The following is an 18,254-nucleotide window of genomic DNA, read 5'->3' as shown; positions in this document are numbered from 1 at the left end:
TTTGTACTTTAATCCCTATGCTTGCAGCCATTGATTGGACTTACATTTTATACGTTGTTCTTGTCGTTTACGTGGCATTGAATATTCTAGTCTATTTTTTACAGGACTATCTCCTTTTCAAACCGGAGAAACTTCCTAAGGATTTTCAGTTTTACTACGAACACCAGGAGATTGAAGAATACAATATTGAAACCAGGGACGGCGCTATTATAAACGGACTCCGGTTTAAGACGGAGAACCCAAAGGGCGTCGTTTTTTATTTAAAGGGAAACTCCAAAAGTATTAAGGGTTGGGGCAAGTTTGCAGTAGACTTTACCCGCCATGGCTATGACGTGGTGATGGTAGATTACCGTGGTTTTGGCAAGAGTACGGGCAGGCGTACCCAAAAGGCTATAAAAAGGGATTTACAGGTTGTATATAACAAACTAAAGGATAAGGTCGATGAAAAACACATCATCCTGTACGGAAGATCATTGGGTTCCGGTTTTGCGACCAAATTGGCATCCATGAACAATCCAAGGATGTTGGTACTGGATGCCCCATATTATAGTTTAAGTAAAATAGCCAAACGTTACTTGCCATTTATGCCCTTATCCCTCTTGATAAAATTTCCCATGCCCACCTACAAATGGCTTAAATACGTGAATTGTCCCATACACATTATCCATGGTACGGATGATGCCCTTATTCCCTATAACACCAGTGTGAAATTATCACGTATACGCCCAAAATCGACCACCTTGCATACAGTGATCGGGGGCGGTCATAAAGATTTGAACACCTTTGAAGGGTATCACAAAATGTTAACGGAAATCATTACTTCCCGTCCAAAAGCCATAAATTTGGAGGGCTCCAGTATCCATGTAAAACACGGCTCAAAAAAGAAACATGCGAAGACTTAAAAAGTTGGCCATAATTCTTGCGGGCCTTTATATCCTTAGTACTCTTATGCTCTATTTCTTACAGGAGAAACTTATTTTTCTTCCATCCCGGTTACCACAGGACTATGTGTACTCGTTTGCCTTACCTCACCAAGAATTTAACTTAACAACCGAAGACGGAGCTGTATTGAATGGACTTCATTTTAAAAATTCAAATTCCAAAGGTGTACTCGTCTATTTTCACGGAAATGCAGGAGATTTATCGCGCTGGGGCGAAATAGTACTCTATTTTGTAGAAAAAGAGTACGATGTTATTATTATGGATTACCGTACCTATGGCAAAAGTACCGGTAAGTTAAGTCCTCAAGCACTATTTGATGACGCCCAATTGTTTTATGAATATGCCTTGGAACAGTACGACGAGCATAGGATTACGCTTTATGGCAGATCATTGGGAACAGGTATTGCAACCAAGTTGGCAGCGACCAATAATCCAAAACAATTGGTGTTGGAAACGCCTTTCTATAGTTTGCTCGATGTTGCCAAAAGTATGTTTCCCATACTCCCGGTTTCCCTTTTCTTAAAGTATACGCTTCCTTCTTTTGAGTTTATGCAAGATGTGTCCTGCCCCATTACCATTTTTCATGGAACTAGTGATTCCGTTGTACCTTATGAATCTGGCGAAAAGCTGTTCAAGGCCATACCTCATGGTCGTAAAACCTTTTTCACCATAGAAGAAGGCGATCATAACAATCTTATTTCCTTTCCGCAATATCATGAAGGCATTAATAAAGTACTTCCATGATTGGACAGATTTTGTAGTTTATTATTAAAATTCCAAGACGGGTAAAACCATTATAAAATATCCTTTGGAAGTATTTTGCGTGTCCAAGTTTTTATGCGTTTATAGGCATCTACCTTACTATCGGGATTAAACTCCAAGGTCGTTTCCCACGCATTTTCAGGGTTAAATTCTTTCTCTATCCCTACTAGGACATTTTGAGCCACTTGATCAGAGTGGATTATCGTTACACATTCGGTGTTTAGGTTGGCACTTCTTGGATCCAGATTAAACGTACCTATTACCGTAATTTCACTATCTACCACCATAGATTTGGAGTGTAGGCCAAAAATGGGCGTATAGTTTATCGTTTTTTGAAGTTCACCCGTCATAATTTGCATACGTGCAGCAGCGTCTGGCCGGAACTCAAAAATACGCACTCCTGTTTTCAACAAAGCTTCACGCGTGGACTGATATCCCGCGAAGGCCTCCAAATTATCCGTAGATGCAAGGCTATTGGTCAAAATACGCACCTTTACCCCACGGTCTACCGCGTCTTTGAACAATTGCTGCGATAGCTCGGTAGTTACAAGGTACGGACTTTGAATTTCAATGCTTTTTTTGGCGTTTTTAATCAGTCTTATGAGTCTAGTAGTCGTTTTTCCACCTCCTCCAAGTCCGCTGTTGCCATCGTTTTTTCCCGGTTGGTCGGATACAAACTCCAACTCATCTACCCATACCAATTTATTGGATGCCTTTATGCTTGGAAACGCTTCTTGAAGCCTTGCGATCTTCTCGCGTATTTGCGGCCAGAAATTTTCTGGATTACAGGCATATTCGTGCAAACGGTCAAAGCGATTTTTGTCTTGCTTTTCCGGCTGTGGGTCATTTACCATTTGGGCAATTGGCACGCTGAGTTCACTGTTCCAAAATTCCTCGAAAGACGTATGTACTTTTTTGGTCCCCTTGCCCAACAAAAGCACATCGCGGTCACGGAAATTATACTCATGGTCGTAATCAAAATATTCGTCCGCTATATTGCGTCCGCCTGTAATTAGTACCTTCCCGTCCACAATAAAGGTTTTGTTGTGCATACGTAGGTTGGCGGAACGGAATTTTGTGGCAAAAGTGCCAAGTTTCTGAACAATGTTCTTCCCTAGGTTTACACCCGGATTGTATACCCGGATAGCAATATTCTTATGGGAATCCAGTATGAGTATGTCTTCAATATCGGCATCTACCATGAGGTCGTCTACAAGCAGCCTTATCTTTACACCTCTATCAGCCGCACGTACCAAATAATCAATTGCAATTAGTCCAACATTGTCCAAGGAAAAAATGAAATATTGAATGTCTATGCTTTTTTCGGCAGACTCGGTAAGCCAAGCCCGGGTAATCATGGCACCACCGCCATCTTCCAAAACGTATACGCCCGTTTGGGTTTTCATGCTATCGTTGAGCGTGGCCAGTTCTTTGGATAGGCTTGTTGTGGTTTTTCGTTTAATGGAGTCGCAAAAGCTGGTATGCTCCGGAAGGATTCCCTTTCTATCCTTGCAAGAGAGCAGAAGTATGGATAAGGATAGCAAATAGAAAAGTAAAAAACGATTCATAGTAGCGTTGATTGGTGCAGTTATAACGTTTAAACAGCCATTTATGTTGCAAATTTCCTTGGGCTACTGCACAAATGGAAAGCGCTATTGGCCGTGAATCGCTTATATATCATTTAATCCTTGCAAGGCGTTTGTTGTACCTTGAACATAACATAAGTTCCAAACACATACCAAAATGATTGTGCCTAGGTGTTTCAGTCGCATGTATTAGGTACGTGCTATTCTGCTTCCAAGGTGTGCATCAATGCAAAAGCTAGTGCCTCTATATTCCCAGCGGAGTCGTTAAAACCGGATACGTTGGAAAGAATGATAACGGCGTTTTTATCCGTAATATCCAATAACATTGAAGAACTATAACCACCGGTGCCGCCACTATGGCTTACCCAGTGATGCCCTTTATCATTTTTAACGATATGCCAGCCCAAACCAACAGCTGTCCGTTCATCTACATTGGCTGTTTTTTTTCGGGTAAGTGCCAAGGTAACCTGTGAAGCATCAAATTGTGCCAAAGCAAAAGTTGACAGATCGGTAACCGAAGATAAAATGCCACCAGCTCCAACCAATACGTTCAAATCCCAGTTGGGGACACTTTTACCATTCGGACCCTGCCCTTGTACCATATTGGATGCAACGATATTACGTAGGGTTGTGGTTTGCGGCATGTTAAACTTTTCGGTAATATAGGTCTGTAACAAAGCTTCATAAGAGCTGTTTTCAATTTTAGAGAGTGTAAAACCAAGCAATCCAACTCCGAGATTGGAATAGAGATAGGGATGTTCTGTTTCATCTGCCATTTCCATTTCCTCTGTAAGGTAAAAATCCAACTTCTTGGCGTCATAGTCCTTGTACGGATTGTCTTGGTCAACCGATAAAAGGTCAAGGTTGCTGGGCAAGCGTGGTAGTCCAGAGGTATGATTGGCCAAGTTCTTAAAGGTCAACTTTTTATCAGCCTTGAAGGGGTTGTCCCAGTAGGTATTTATAGGCTCGTTTAAAAAGACCTTGCTTTTCACTATAAAGTTGGCGAGTAGGGTAGCGGTAAAAACTTTTGAAATAGAACCAATTTCAAAAACTTTTTTAGCGTTCTTAACTGTAATTAGCGCTCCATTTTCCCTTTTTATGCCATAAAACGACGTTTTCCCGTTAGCTATGATACCAATAGCCAGTTGCGTGTTGTCCGGAAATACCTTGCTGTTATCAAAAATAAGATTCAGTTGGTCCGGTTTCAAAGTGTTTGTTTCGCGGTCCAGCATATCCTTTGCATACGGTATCCGATTGGTATCGCAAGCAAAAAGACATAGGAAGATAATGGATAGTAAACTGTTTTTCAACACATATAATTTTCATTGGCACCGCCAAAGGGTTTGATACTCCGAGGCTTGCCTCGAAATTAAAAATCGTTTTCTTATTTAATGCCTCGTGGGCTTGCCCCAAGGTAGTTTACGTAAAATACAGGTTTTCCCAGCTACTCGGAAATGATGACATCACTTTTTAGTTCCAATAAGCGTTTGATAAAGCTGTCGTTGGTTTCTGGGCTAATGTAAAGTTCCCCGTAGGTGTCATATTTTATAATTAGCCCATTTCTGGCCGTTGCGGGCCTAAATCCAACATACACGGTTTTGCCTTTAACTACTTCTCGGATTTTATGGATACTTACCTTTCCGCTAAATGGGCCATACCAGTATATAAATTCATTTTGGTTAAGTTCATAACATGTTCCAAAATAGAGCCAAAGTACAAGTCCAATAACTAGACTAACGGGAATCATAACCCAACGTTCTTCTGGGGCCATTTCATCCTTTAGTATGCCGGTAATGATTAATACGATAACGAAACTCAATACCCCAAAAACAATCAGGGTAAAAAGGGTGTCTTTTCTACTTTTAAATTTCATTGTACCGATATAGATTTAGCGATTAACAATATCCCTATGAAAATACAAAACTAAAATCTAAGAAATGGAATTTAATTTCTCGTTTACCTGTCCTTTCAAGGTTTGAATTAAATATGTAAGAAGAATTCTATTGTTAATTGATAAAACTTGCGCAGGCTACAAATTTCATTTAAAATTTCGCTTTCAAGGAAAACGAATTACGACTATTGAAAACAGGGCCTTGTAGTACGTTTGGTGATGCCGTACCTATACCGGGTTTATATCCTAATTCCAAGAAAAGATTAGGTTTTACCTCATGTCCTACACCGAAATTTAACCGGGTCATTACCTTGTTTTTAGGCGCTAGGCCAGATTGTAAGTTGTATTCTACTTCGGCGCCGCTAATGGTGTATACATCATCTCCAATAAAATATTTGAACGCCATACTAGCGGTTACCTGTTCTTGGGTGCCAAATCTGGTATAAAAACGTTCTAATCGTACCGCTACATCTTTTAGTACTGGAATATCTACCGTACCACTAACAAATTACTCGCCATTTACGCCCTTGGGCATATCCATATTGTATTGCAAAAGTCTGTTTCCGGGGTTTTTATCTGGAATATTACGCTGTTCTATTGGTACTTGCGCAAAGCTCATGGTCCAACACAAAATAGTCAAAGAAGAAAGCACTAGTTGTCTCATGGTAGTTTAAAATATCTACCTTAAAGATATTTACATAATCTTAGCTCCCATGCTTTGAAATGGATTTACCTTTTATTTAACGTTGGTATAATCAATAAAAAGCACTGTTATGATCTTTTTGGATAAACTGGACATTATTACATTAGAAATTACTTGTATGAGTCTTAAAAATAGATTGATAGACCGTCATTTACGACAATTAGAAGTTATTATTAACAATGATTTAGATAATAAATTTAAAATAAACCAATTAAAATGTTGAATATCAGAAAAATGGCACCATCTTTGTCCACTAAATAAGTATTATAAATTTAATTACATTACAATGGGTAAAGGAACAGTAAAATTTTTCAACGACACAAAAGGTTTTGGATTCATCACTGAAGAAGGAGTTGAAAAAGATCACTTTGTACACATTTCAGGATTGGTAGACGAAATTCGCGAAGGCGATGAAGTTGAGTTCGATCTTCAAGAAGGTAACAAAGGATTAAATGCAGTGAACGTAAAGGTTATTTAATACATACACTTTAAAGTTTAGCAAAGCCCCGTCAGCAATGATGGGGCTTTTGTTTTTTATTACTAAATATATCCCATGACTAATGTTTGGTTTATAAGCCATAGGTATATGTTTATAATTTTTCGGGATAAGACAGCTTATTTCGGAATAATTTTGGTTGTTTTGCCCCATGTTATGGCTATCTAAGAAATATCTTTTTGTTCCTACGTTGGTTTGTATCCTTCTATGCAATCTCCACGCTTTGTTTGCTCAGGAGAAAGGGGAGTACAATGGGCCTTATAAACTCCTCAACTACCAAGGAAAAGCTACGTACGGATTTGAATTGAACGAACAGGATACTATATTAAACGGTGGGTTTTTGATGCAAAAATCCAACCTTGAAAATTTACTTACCAAAAAAGATTCTACTTTTTTAATAGAAGGTACTTTTGATAAAGGAATAGCCTCTGGGTTTTGGAAGTTTCGCTTTGGTGTGTTTGAGGCAAGGGCAGAATCTCAGGTGGTGGATTATCAATATCGAATTTCTGCAAGTGGCGTGCAAGAGGAGGTACAAGGACTTATGGTACAGGGAAAGCCCGACGGGTCTTGGAACTATACGGTGCAGCGCATTAAGGATGGTGATATCGTAAAGACCCTTTTTAAAAGCAGTATTACTTTTGAAAACGGAACTCCACAACAGAATTTTCGTATCGAGAACGATAGTGCTGTCCTCGTGGGGCGTTTTTTACGGAACGGTTTCGCTCAAGACGAATGGGTACGCTACACAATAGATCAAGTAGATGCAAGCGAACGCTGGCTATTTAACGATGGCGTACTGGAGCAAATAGTAAATCAGGTAGACGGGAAAGAGAATAGTATTCCCGTTTTTAATGCAACAATAGATGAAACGAAGTCGATAGCATTAGACCTGAAATTCCTTAGTCTTTTAGATATTAAACTAACTACCGCCCATAATCAAATTCCTGAATCGAATAGTATCGCAAGTTTATTGACTCAAAATGACCTGTTTTATCAAAAAGTAGAGACCATTCTCACTGCGCTCGGAACTTCTGGACTATCACCAAATTTTGGTGTTCGAGTTCCCTACTATCCAGTGGATTCAATTTCCAAAGGGCATCTGTCCGTTATAGAAATGAACGTTACTGCGGCTACTGCTGTTAGCGATGCTTACCTGGACAATACCTTGTTGGATATTTTAAAATTATCGGATGCGGAGGCACTGGCATTGCACACTAGCTTAGCACAGATGGTTAGGGAACTATTGGTTCCATTGCAAAAACTGGTGGCCTACAACCAAGATAAAATAATCGAGTTTCTTACCAAGGATGATATTTTAAAGAACCTATGGCCCAACGGTATCGATTCGGATATCCTAGCGCAACGCGAGTCAAATGCCCCTAGTACCGGTTTTAAGTCCATAAAAACTTTAGCATTTGATTTTGAAGATGATACTATGGCGTCCATCGCCATGCTAGCGCAATATACTGCCGAGCATTTAGAATTTGTTAAGGCAAAACTAAAGGTGAAATTATCCAAACAAGAACGCGAGCAAGAGCGTATGGCTTTGGATGAGCAATTGTTGGCACAGAATAAAAGGTTGTCCATACTCATGGATTCCGTTGGGAACACACTTCCATTAGCGTATCAAAAAGCGCTGTCAGCTATACAAACGGTTACTGTCAAGAATCTTGGCGATTTGTCTTCAAAGGAAGATTTGGAACTTACCAGGCAGTTGGTGGTATGTCATGAAAACATGCATCAATTAGCATTATCGGTCATTGCTTTGCCAGCGCAATCGGACGAGATTACTAAATTGTATCAGGATAGAATTTGGAATCCGTTTATGGCTACCCTAATGAACGAGGCGGTAAAAAAGCGAATTACATCGGCCTATCATAATGTGTTGATTCCGTATTTCCTCGATCAGGTCAACACAAAATTAAGCTGTGAGAATGTAGACGATATTAAACTACTCTTGGATGCGCTGCACAGGCGTATGTTGGAGCTCATAAATGAGGATACGAAAAAACTGGAAAGAAAACTTAGGAAAGAAACAGACCCTTTATCGGTGCTAGATATGCTCAAGCTAAAAGTGGTCGAAAACAGTAAGGAGGAATGAAACATGCGTACCTCCATATCTGCTGTTTTTTAGGCTTGTTCTTATGTTCGATCGGTGCTGCGATAGGTCAAGAAACCCTACTGCCGGAGGAATCTGTTTTTCAGGAACCCAAAACGAGGCTTTGGCTAAATACCTATGGTAACATCCGTATTTCTAAACGTCTGTTTTGGGATGCACAGACCCATTTTAGGTTTCAGGAAACGGAGAACACCCCATTCGCTGGCCAGGTGGCACAAGTTTATAATCGGCATGCTATAGGATATATATATTCCAAACAGATTGATTTTCGACTGGGTGGTGTAGCACGTGTCAATTTTAATACAGATGATAGTTCTACGGATAGAAATGTAGTTCCCGAGTGGCGTATTTGGCATCAATATCAATTTGCCCAACCTTTATACAGTGCCATGATCTATCATCGAATTCGAATAGAGCATCGATGGACACAAGGTTTTGCCGATAATAGCGCATATACGTTTAGAAATCGATGGCGTTATCTATTCCGGGCCAAGATTCCTTTGAACAGCACTAAACTAGCCCCGAAAACCATTTATGTTTCGCCAGAGGCCGAATTGATTATGCAAAGCGGCAAAGCAGTGGTAGGAAGTACTATGGAGGATTTACGATTAACGACTACCTTAGGATATATAGCTACGCCGAGACTTACCTTTGCAGCGGGCGTCATGTACTCACATGGCCAGGAGCTATTTAATCCAGGTATCTTCAAACAAAGGTGGACCATGCGTTTTCATATGTATTTTTCTCCGGATTTTAGAAAGGTTAGGAATAAACTGCCCGCAATACATCTAGATGACTAATCCTCTTCGTATATGAAACAACGAATGAAAAAAAGAATAGCCATACCTTATAGTTTACTTATTGTAGCCACCGGTGTTGCTGTATTTTTTATGTTCAGAAGTACAGGTCTGGAATATGATTTACAACAGCGTAACAAGGAACTTTATACGGTTAAAAACGAACTGACCGATTATAACAATTTATTTCAAATTGATTCTGTTTTAGTTTCCGGAGATATTGATGGTGCATTAAACGCGTACAAACGATCTTTCGAAACGAATAGAGACAACAGAAGTTTAGAGTTGCGTATAGCACTTGCCAAAAAATTTTCCGAGTTGAAGACCGGTGCCTCGATTATTAAAATCGATACTACTACAAATGATTCGAATTTAACAGCAACTGTGATGAGTTCAATGGCTTTGAATCGCTACGATTCCCTTAATTTTATTATTGAAAAAAAGCAAGTACAGCTTAACGCGTTACGAAGACAGTTGGAGCAAAAATCATTTGGTGAATACCTGCAATTCAAAAGTAAAAAAAACAACGAGTTACACTACGTGGGTCAGGTTAAGAATAAAAAGGCCAATGGCGCCGGAATAGCAGTATTAGATACGGGCAGTCGCTACGAAGGAGAGTGGAAGGATAACGAGCGACACGGAGAAGGTAAATTTTACTGGCCTGATGGAGAATACTACGAAGGTAGCTATGCTAAGGATAAACGATCTGGATTAGGAACCTATTATTGGCCAAGCGGAGAAAAGTACGTTGGCCAATGGGCGGAAGATAAACGAAACGGAGCCGGAATTTTCTATAGTTCGGATGGGGAGGTCGTAACCAAAGGAATTTGGAAAAACGACAAGTTAATAGAGCAGCGAGAGGAGTAGTGTTAGGGTTTGACCCATTTCAATTGATTGAAATTCCCTCCTGTTTTTTGTCATTCCGAGGCACGAAGAATCTCCACATAACAGTGAGTGGGTTTCCTCCTTTGGTCGGAAAGACAATTCGTTGATTTTCGGTTCTTTAACCAATTAGTCATTCCTACCCCAATTTTCACAAAAAAATAGATAAGGCAGCTGCGCATCATAATATTAATGTACTTTTGCGCCTTGTAAAAATGAGCTATGAAACGTATTGCAGAGTATAAGAAGTTGTTCGGTATCGAAAAAGAAATCGATTTAAAAACATTAAAGGCTACATACCGAAATTTAGTAAAAGAATGGCATCCCGATACGTTTCAAGATGGGGATGCAAAGCGGGAGGAAGCGGAAGTACAAAGTCGCGCAATCATTGACGGCTACCACTTTTTAGTCAGTATTGCCCCAGAAACTATTGAGGCTAACCTAGAGGCTTATACAGAGACCATTACGAATTCCGGCATAGCGGACTATATACATGATGGTTCGGTTTTGGAAATCACTTTCTTGGACGGAACTACTTATGAGTATTTTGGAGTTAGAAAACCTATTTATATTAAAATGGTAAATTCCCCAAAGTTGAACCGTTTTGCAAAACGAACCATCTATCCTAATTACTTGTACAGAAAATCTAAGCGTACCTTGCAAGAGGCATAATGTATTGGTTACATAAGGTTAAGCTATTTTATTTGGCTGTAGTCTAATTTTGCATTGACAGCTTTATGTTGTACTAAGCAAAATAGAACCTTTTGAAATTATCGCTATACACTTTCATTTTCGGTCTCTGTTCCTTCCCCTGCTAGGGGAAGGAACCATAATGGGAACGGTTTGTTCAAAAAAAAAGGAGTGCCTGTCAAGAAAAATGGGTAAGCGACCCATAGCCCGCACAGCTTCGAACATTAGCGAACCCTTTTAAACGGTACGTTTAAGGATTTGGTAAATCAACGTTGTTTTTAACTAGAGCTTTTTATTTTTAAAAATCGTATAGGTGTTTTTCTGCTAACTAACGTAACGTATTGAAATAGCTTTTAACGTGAGCTATGTGTTTTTCTTTTGTTTCCCTAGTAAGCCAACTAGCTTCGAATGCATTGATGGCCAATTGTTTCAGTTGAGAATTGTTTAAGTGCAGTGCTTTTGCTGTTTCATAGTAATTCTCATTCATGTAACCTCCAAAATACGCAGGATCATCTGAGTGAATGGTCGCTATCATCCCAATCTCCAACATTTTTAGGGCAGGATGGTCTTCCATTTTTTGGATAACATTAAGTGCTACATTACTCAGCGGGCACAATGTCAATGGTATCTTTTCTTCAATTAGTCGTTTTACCAAGGCTTCATCTTCCAAGCATCTATTTCCATGGTCTATTCGTACAACCTGTAGAAGCTCCAATGCCTGCCATATATAGTCTACCGGTCCTTCCTCCCCAGCATGCGCTACTAATGTATAACCATAATTGTAAGAGGCTTTAAATACATTGACAAACTTACTGGGAGGGTTTCCTAACTCGGAGGAGTCCAAGCCTACACCGTCTATCCAGTCTTTATAGGGTAGGGAAGATTCTAGCGTTTTAAATGCTGCCTCTTCGCTAAGATGCCGTAAATAGGACATGATAAGTCTGTAAGAAATATGTAATTCGTGTTCTGCCTTTTCGAGTGCTTTATGAATACCCGTAATAACAACATCAAACGGGACACCCCTGTCCGTATGCGTTTGTGGGTCGAAAAAAACCTCGACATGTACCACGTTTTGACTATGTACTTTAGTTAGATAAGCCCAGGTTAAATCAAAAAAATCCTGCTCATGAAGCAATACTTGTGCGCCAATGTAATAAAGATCTAGGAATTCTTGGAGATTATTGAATTTATAGGCCTCCTTTAATGAATCAATAGAAGCATAATCTAAAACGATTTTGTTTCTCTTTGCAATTTTGAACATAAGTTCTGGTTCAAAACTTCCCTCTAAATGTAAATGAAGTTCCGCTTTTGGAATACCTTGAATAACTTTTTTTAATTCGGTTGATTGCATATATGTGCAGAAAAATTTAGTTAATGATCGTATGCGAACAAATAATCCTTTCGATGTGCACTTTTAAATTTGGCACAAAAAAATAAAATTAGTCCAGGCATTATCGTTTTGGCCCTAAATTCAAATATCAACAATATAAGCGAATTAAGTTTTTGTTTCGGCCAGAAGTTAATCCTACGGGAAATTAAATCTTAATATTGAAGTGGTTTAAACTTTTCGCGTTCAAGCGAAAATTAGAAATTTTTTGAACCTTTGAAGATTTTTTTTCTTTCCATAGCTATGCTATGGAAAGAAAAAAAGACAAAAAATGGGTGAAAAAGAGCAATTTTTTAGCTAACGGAAAAAGTTTAAATGACTTCATTTCCCTCATCCTGTAATTATCAACTCATTTACCAGATTTCCAGATTCGGTGTAACTATCTTTGCGCAAACGTTTCACATGTCAAAACAATTTGCTGAATTAGGTGTAGCTGCAGAATTTTTAAAAAGTCTTGCCAAATTACAGATTTCCGTTCCTACAGATATTCAAAAGAAAACCATACCAGTGCTATTAAAGCAAAAGGAAGATGTGGTTGGTTTGGCTAAAACGGGTACTGGTAAAACGATAGCTTTTGGTTTACCGATAGTACAGTTGATCGACCTAAAAAAAAACAACGTACAAGCAATAATATTGGTGCCAACACGAGAATTAGGACAGCAGATATATGAAAACCTAATATCGTTCTCATCAACTATACCGGAGCTATCCATTGCTTATGTTTGCGGCGGAATCCCTATAAAACCTCAAATAGATCGGCTATCGAAAACCACACATCTGCTAGTAGCAACACCGGGTAGACTAATAGACCTAATACAACGCAAAGCAGTCAATGTTACGAATATTAGCACTTTGGTGCTAGATGAGGCCGATGAAATGATTAGCTCCTTAAAAAAAGATCTTGATGTTGTAATAGCTGAAATACCTAAAAAGAGAAGAACACTTTTGTTTACGGCAACCTTAACCGGTGCAGTAAAACAAATGATACAAAATTACATGTCCAAACATGTTGTGCATTTGTCTGCAGATATGGAACAGACTGGCCATAAAGGAATAGAACACACCTATGTTGTGGTAGAGCCTATTGAAAAATTAGAGGTCTTACTACATTTCTTAAATTCTAAGGATGGGGAACGTGGTATCATATTTTGTAAGACAAAGGCTGCGGTTAATAAACTGGCAAAAAAATTAGCCATCAATAAATTCTCTTCAGGAGCTATTCATGGAAGTTTGAGCCAAGGTATACGGGATCGTATTATGGGGCAGTTTCGCGAAGGTTTTATAGCTATTTTAATAGCTACGGATTTAGCGGCTCGTGGTATAGACGTAAAACAAACTTCTTATGTGGTAAACTACCATTTGCCAGACACTTATGATGCCTACGTACACCGAAGTGGCAGAACCGCTAGGGCAGGGGCAAACGGAGTTTCGTTAAGTATTATACAAAAAGAAGAACGCATCGATATCCCGGAGTTTGAAAAAGAGCTCGGTATTGTTTTTACTGAAGTTCAAATACAGGATGCAAAAGATAGGGATGAAACAAACCTGCTTTTGTGGGCAAAGAAGATTTTTAAAACAAAGCCAAATCGTACTATACCATTAGAAACCAAGGACAAAGTGAAGAACCTTTTTCATCATTTGACGAAAGAGGAACTCGTAGAAAAAGTGTTAGCCGATTATATAGTGCAAAACGGCAGTGCAAATGCAAAACCTGAATCACCCGAAACACCGTAAAAACTATGGCCAATCACATACGGAATCAGGAAGAAATATTAAAAAAGTTAGGAATTTCGGAGCTGAACCCAATGCAGAAGGAGGCACTGGAAATCATTGATAAAACCGAGAATACGGTATAACTTTCCCCTACGGGTACAGGAAAAACGTTAGCCTTTTTATTACCACTTATAAACTCCTTAGATGCAAGCTGTAATGAGGTACAAGCATTAATTTTAGTGCCATCGAGAGAACTCGCCATCCAAATTGAGCAGGTAGTTAGGGCAATGGGTTCCGGGTTTAAGGTAAATGCGGTATATGGCGGTAGAGCTATTTCCAAGGATAAAATAGAATTAAAACATACGCCAGCTATCTTAATAGGTACACCTGGTAGAATATCTGATCATTTTCATGCAGAACGTTTTTCGAAGGATAACATAAAAACACTCGTTTTAGATGAGTACGATAAATCGCTGGAAACAGGTTTTGAAGTGGAAATGAATGCTATTATAAATGAACTCCCTAAGCTGAATAAACGTATTTTGACCTCGGCTACTCAAGGAATTAAAATCCCAAATTTTGTAGGCTTGGAACGATCTGTTCTTATCAATTTCTTACATAAAAAGGCCGAGTCTAACCTGAGCATAAAAACAGTGTACTCGGCTGATCAAGATAAGTTGAAGACCTTGGTAGATTTACTTAAGCATATAGGAAATGAACCAGGTATCGTCTTTTGTAACTTTAAGGATAGTATAGAAAGGGTGAGCGCTTATTTAAATGCGTATCAAATAAACCATGCTTGTTTTTCTGGTGGTATGGAACAACGAGATCGGGAACGTTCCTTGATTAAATTTAGGAATGGTACTTGCCAAATACTAGTAGCTACCGATTTAGCGGCAAGAGGAATTGATATTCCAGAAATGAAATACATCGTGCATTATGAGCTTCCTAGAGCCGCAGAAGAGTTTACGCACAGAAATGGAAGAACCGCCCGTGTAAATGAGAAAGGAACGGCATACGTGCTTCAACATAGTCAAGAACGTTTACCAAGCTTTATTCCAAAAGAAAAACCAGTTTCAATTTCAAAGAAGGAAGCATATAACGAACAGTATTGGGAAACACTATTTATATCTGGCGGACGAAAAGACAAAATTTCTAAAGGTGATATAGCCGGTTTGTTTTTTAAGCAAGGGGGAATCAACAAGGACCAACTTGGGGTGATCGAACTAAAACACGATTGTGCCTTTGTAGCCGTCCCGTTGGCTCTTGCAGATACCTTGGTGCATATATTAAATAATACGCGACTTAAGAAGAAGAAGGTACGGGTAACGGTACTTTAAGTTAAAACTTTAGCATTTTTTAAGAGAATGCCCGTAATCCGAGATACGTTTGATTCCGTAAATCAAGTAAAGCCTACTACCTATGAAAAAAATTAAATATCTTTTACTTTTTGTTTTTACAAGTCTTGTATCCTGTGACTCTGACGATACCAATGCGCCAATTATTGATGAAGAAGGAAAAGAAGTCGCTCTTGTAAACCCATTTCCCAACTTATCTTTCAATCAACCTTTAGACCTTCAATCACCTGATGATGGCACAGACCGTATTTTTGTGGTTGAAAAACGCGGTCGTATTGTAGTATTTGAAAATGATTCTACTACTACATCGGTTACGGATTTTTTAAATATTTCAACTATTTCATCGGCTAGCGAACAAGGATTGTTAGGCTTGGCATTTCATCCTAATTATAGTAGTAACGGCTATTTTTATATTTTTTATACCCCAAACGCTAACTTAGCGGTAGTTTCTAGGTTTACGGTATCTGATGATGTAAATGTTGCAGATGCCGGGAGCGAGGTAGTTATATTGGAAATACCACAACCGGAAACCAATCATAATGGAGGACAGTTATCCTTTGGGCCGGACGGTTATTTATACATTGCCGTTGGTGATGGCGGGGGCGCAGGTGATCCAGATAATAATGCACAGAACAGGACAAATCTTTTGGGTAACATACTAAGAATCGATGTGGATAATGAAGATAATGGATTAAACTATGCAATACCTGCAACGAACCCTTTTGTGAACGAAGCATCGGTTAGACCCGAAATATTTGCTTATGGACTGCGTAATCCATGGCGTATGAGTTTTGATGTCCAAGATGGTTCACTATGGGCCGCAGATGTGGGCCAAGGTGCGCGTGAAGAAATAAATACGATTGTGTCGGGCGGTAATTACGGTTGGAGAATTTTCGAAGGTAACTCCTGTTTTTCAGGAGATTGTGAAACAACAGGATTGGAAGCTCCTATTTTTGAGTACGGCCATGACAACGGTGACCGCTCCGTAACGGGTGGTTTTGTTTATCGTGGCACTGAGCTGCCCTCTTTAGTTGGAAAATATGTGTATGGGGATTTTGTTAGTGGGCGTATTTGGGCGCTGGACACAGCTAATGCTACCAATGCGCTCTTACTGGAACCTAGGTTGAGCATAGCATCGTTTGGAACGGACAATGAGAACGAACTTTATGTCTGTGATTTTGGAGGAACGATATATAAATTTGCGCTTAGGAACTCAGAGTAGTTTTTTAGTGGCCGATAGCTTTATGTGTTCAAGTAATATTTAAATAGGCCTCTATTGCGAAAATACTCTTGCCTATTGCCGTAAGATTGTTCTTTACAATGCCTTGTCCGGTTTGCAGCAAAAAGTGCAAAAAGTCCGTTTAGCAGTACAATTTTTAGTCACTCCGTACACTTTTCGCAATCATAGTATAAGGCACCTTTTCTAAGTATTGGAAGTCACAAATATTTTTTTTAGAAATAGATTGATTAGATATTATCGGCTAGTACACAAATTTTATCCAGTAGGTTGTTAAAATGAGTTTCGGTCGTAAACGGGTTCATTATCGTTACCCTCAAGTAGTGAACACCTCTTAATTTAGTTTGTACGATATAAAATTCGCCATCTTCCAACAAGGCTTTTCTGATAGTTTCGTTTTGTTTATTTTGGGCTTCAGACGATAGTTTGGCATCTATAAATCTAAAACAAACGATGTTGGACATAGGTTGTACGGCCAGTTCAAAATGCGGATGTTCCGAAATAACCCCCGCAAAGTGTTCGCCCATGTCGAACAAATGGGTCACATAGGCATCAAAAACATCTTCTCCATATAATTTTAGCATGGTAAACCAATGAATGCTCATCATGGTCTTGGTACATTCAAAGGTTTTTTTACCCGAGTTGCACCAGTCTTCGAGTTCGGATTCGGTTAAAAGGTAGTCTGCTTTTTGACTAAAGGTTACATTGGTATGTACACTTTTCTTATATAACAATGCCGTGGTTAGGGCGGGCATCATCATCATTTTATGTCCGTCTATGACTACGGAATCCGCTTGGTCTATACCTTTTAATAGTGGTTTGTATTTAGGAGAGAATATGGCGGCACCGCCATGGGCAGCATCTACATGGAACCAGAGTTTTTTGTTTTTTGCGAAGTCTGCTATTTGCTGCAAATCATCGAACATGCCTGTGGCCGTGCTCGGGGCACTGCCAATAATGGCGAAAATATGGATGCCTTTTTTCGTTGCCTCCGCGTATGTCTCTTCCAATAGTGCAGTATCCATTCTAAAGTCGGTCGTAGCCGGAATTTTAATGATGCCCTGTTCCCCAAGCCCCATAATCTTGGCCGCTCTATCCACACAATAGTGTGCCTCTTCGGAAACCATTATGCCTAATTGCTGTTGCGAGCCCTCGTTCCAAATATCAGCTTCGACATTTGCTTTTCTGGCAGTAAGCAAGGCGGTTAAATTGGCCAATGTTCCACCGGAGGTAAGGAAGCCACCGGAGTGTGTATCATAACCTATTTTTTTACACAGTACATCGGTAACGACACGTTCGATAGCGGAAGGGGACATTCCCATTTCATAGACGGCCATGCCGTTGTTCAACAAGGAACTAATCATGCCCGTTAAAGCGGTCATGGGCGCGGTGGGCGTTACTTGGTGTCCTATGTAATGCGGATGGTGTATGTAGGTAGTCCTTTTGATGATTTCCGGGAATAATCGGTTCTCCACGCCATTTTTAAGAAAGTTCTCCCAAAAGGCCAATTCGGTATCCGGTTCGTTCCAATGAATGGCGTTTTTGGATGTTTGCCGGAGTTTATCCTCTAGATGGTCGGCCAATTGGTCGATCAGTTCATGGCCTTTTTTCCGAAACATATCGGTGTCGTACACCTGGTGTAAAAGCGGTTTTTTCATCGGCTAAAGTTAGATGCTTGCAAGAATATGTGC

Annotated in this window: 16 protein-coding genes and 1 pseudogene; 10 read left to right on the top strand and 7 right to left on the bottom strand. The window is 39.5% G+C overall.

Annotation, left to right across the window (positions count from 1 at the left end; translation table 11 throughout):
- Positions 1-17: 17 nt before the first annotated feature.
- A complete protein-coding gene (locus ACFQZJ_RS09975) occupies positions 18-902 on the top strand; it encodes an alpha/beta hydrolase (RefSeq protein WP_379934254.1) in 885 nt (294 codons plus the stop codon).
- On the top strand, positions 889-1,686 hold the full coding sequence (locus tag ACFQZJ_RS09970) for an alpha/beta hydrolase (RefSeq protein WP_379934253.1): 798 nt from the start codon (positions 889-891) through the stop codon (positions 1,684-1,686). The genes ACFQZJ_RS09975 and ACFQZJ_RS09970 overlap by 14 nt, the downstream gene beginning before the upstream one ends.
- 50 nt (positions 1,687-1,736) lie before the next feature.
- On the opposite strand, the gene ACFQZJ_RS09965 is transcribed toward ACFQZJ_RS09970, so the two are convergent.
- The 5 genes from ACFQZJ_RS09965 to ACFQZJ_RS09945 all read right to left on the bottom strand — a co-directional run bounded on the left by ACFQZJ_RS09965 (position 1,737) and on the right by ACFQZJ_RS09945 (position 5,845).
- A complete protein-coding gene (locus tag ACFQZJ_RS09965) occupies positions 1,737-3,272 on the bottom strand; it encodes a phospholipase D-like domain-containing protein (RefSeq protein WP_379934252.1) in 1,536 nt (511 codons plus the stop codon).
- A 218-nt stretch (positions 3,273-3,490) separates the two neighbouring features.
- Positions 3,491-4,600, bottom strand: a complete 1,110-nt coding sequence (locus ACFQZJ_RS09960) for a serine hydrolase domain-containing protein (protein WP_379934250.1) — start codon at positions 4,598-4,600, stop codon at positions 3,491-3,493.
- Between the two features lie 134 nt (positions 4,601-4,734).
- Positions 4,735-5,163, bottom strand: a complete 429-nt coding sequence (locus ACFQZJ_RS09955) for a PH domain-containing protein (RefSeq protein ID WP_379934247.1) — start codon at positions 5,161-5,163, stop codon at positions 4,735-4,737.
- Positions 5,164-5,332: 169 nt separating this feature from the next.
- Complete coding sequence (locus tag ACFQZJ_RS09950; protein WP_379934245.1) at positions 5,333-5,587, bottom strand: hypothetical protein; 255 nt, start codon at positions 5,585-5,587, stop codon at positions 5,333-5,335.
- 102 nt (positions 5,588-5,689) lie between these two features.
- The gene (locus ACFQZJ_RS09945; RefSeq protein ID WP_379934244.1) at positions 5,690-5,845 is read right to left on the bottom strand and encodes a hypothetical protein; all 156 of its coding nucleotides are present in this window, start codon (positions 5,843-5,845) and stop codon (positions 5,690-5,692) included.
- Between the two features lie 325 nt (positions 5,846-6,170).
- On the opposite strand from ACFQZJ_RS09945, the gene ACFQZJ_RS09940 reads away from it, so the two are divergent.
- The 5 genes from ACFQZJ_RS09940 to ACFQZJ_RS09920 all read left to right on the top strand — a co-directional run bounded on the left by ACFQZJ_RS09940 (position 6,171) and on the right by ACFQZJ_RS09920 (position 10,850).
- On the top strand, positions 6,171-6,362 hold the full coding sequence (locus ACFQZJ_RS09940) for a cold-shock protein (RefSeq protein ID WP_379934243.1): 192 nt from the start codon (positions 6,171-6,173) through the stop codon (positions 6,360-6,362).
- A 241-nt stretch (positions 6,363-6,603) separates the two neighbouring features.
- Positions 6,604-8,481 (top strand): hypothetical protein, encoded by a 1,878-nt coding sequence (locus tag ACFQZJ_RS09935; protein WP_379934242.1) that lies wholly within the window; start codon positions 6,604-6,606, stop codon positions 8,479-8,481.
- Positions 8,478-9,299, top strand: a complete 822-nt coding sequence (locus tag ACFQZJ_RS09930; protein WP_379934241.1) for a DUF2490 domain-containing protein — start codon at positions 8,478-8,480, stop codon at positions 9,297-9,299. The genes ACFQZJ_RS09935 and ACFQZJ_RS09930 overlap by 4 nt, the downstream gene beginning before the upstream one ends.
- Positions 9,300-9,323: 24 nt before the next feature.
- Entirely contained in the window at positions 9,324-10,163 is an 840-nt protein-coding gene (locus tag ACFQZJ_RS09925; protein WP_379934239.1) for an MORN repeat-containing protein, read from the top strand.
- A 237-nt stretch (positions 10,164-10,400) separates the two neighbouring features.
- Positions 10,401-10,850: a KTSC domain-containing protein gene (locus ACFQZJ_RS09920; RefSeq protein ID WP_379934238.1), complete on the top strand. Its 450-nt coding sequence runs from the start codon at positions 10,401-10,403 to the stop codon at positions 10,848-10,850.
- Positions 10,851-11,196: 346 nt separating this feature from the next.
- On the opposite strand, the gene ACFQZJ_RS09915 is transcribed toward ACFQZJ_RS09920, so the two are convergent.
- Positions 11,197-12,219 carry an adenosine deaminase gene (locus ACFQZJ_RS09915; protein WP_379934237.1) on the bottom strand — a complete coding sequence of 341 codons (1,023 nt, stop codon included), beginning with the start codon at positions 12,217-12,219 and terminating at the stop codon, positions 11,197-11,199.
- 438 nt (positions 12,220-12,657) lie between these two features.
- Here ACFQZJ_RS09915 and ACFQZJ_RS09910 point away from each other — a divergent pair, with 438 nt between their 5' ends.
- From ACFQZJ_RS09910 to ACFQZJ_RS09900, 3 genes and pseudogenes are all read left to right on the top strand, one after another.
- Positions 12,658-13,989, top strand: a complete 1,332-nt coding sequence (locus ACFQZJ_RS09910) for a DEAD/DEAH box helicase (protein ID WP_379934236.1) — start codon at positions 12,658-12,660, stop codon at positions 13,987-13,989.
- Between the two features lie 5 nt (positions 13,990-13,994).
- Positions 13,995-15,308: pseudogene (locus ACFQZJ_RS09905) on the top strand (DEAD/DEAH box helicase).
- A gap of 82 nt (positions 15,309-15,390) precedes the next feature.
- Positions 15,391-16,548 carry a PQQ-dependent sugar dehydrogenase gene (locus ACFQZJ_RS09900; RefSeq protein ID WP_379934235.1) on the top strand — a complete coding sequence of 386 codons (1,158 nt, stop codon included), beginning with the start codon at positions 15,391-15,393 and terminating at the stop codon, positions 16,546-16,548.
- A 245-nt stretch (positions 16,549-16,793) separates the two neighbouring features.
- Here the strand turns inward: ACFQZJ_RS09900 and ACFQZJ_RS09895 are convergent, their stop codons facing one another.
- Entirely contained in the window at positions 16,794-18,221 is a 1,428-nt protein-coding gene (locus ACFQZJ_RS09895) for a pyridoxal phosphate-dependent decarboxylase family protein (protein WP_379934234.1), read from the bottom strand.
- Positions 18,222-18,254 lie beyond the last annotated feature (33 nt).

Source organism: Maribacter chungangensis (assembly GCF_042676845.1).
In the GTDB taxonomy this organism is placed as follows: Bacteria; Bacteroidota; Bacteroidia; order Flavobacteriales; family Flavobacteriaceae; genus Maribacter; species Maribacter chungangensis.
Note: the sequence above shows the minus strand (reverse complement) of the source record. Positions and strands in the feature narration are given on the sequence as shown.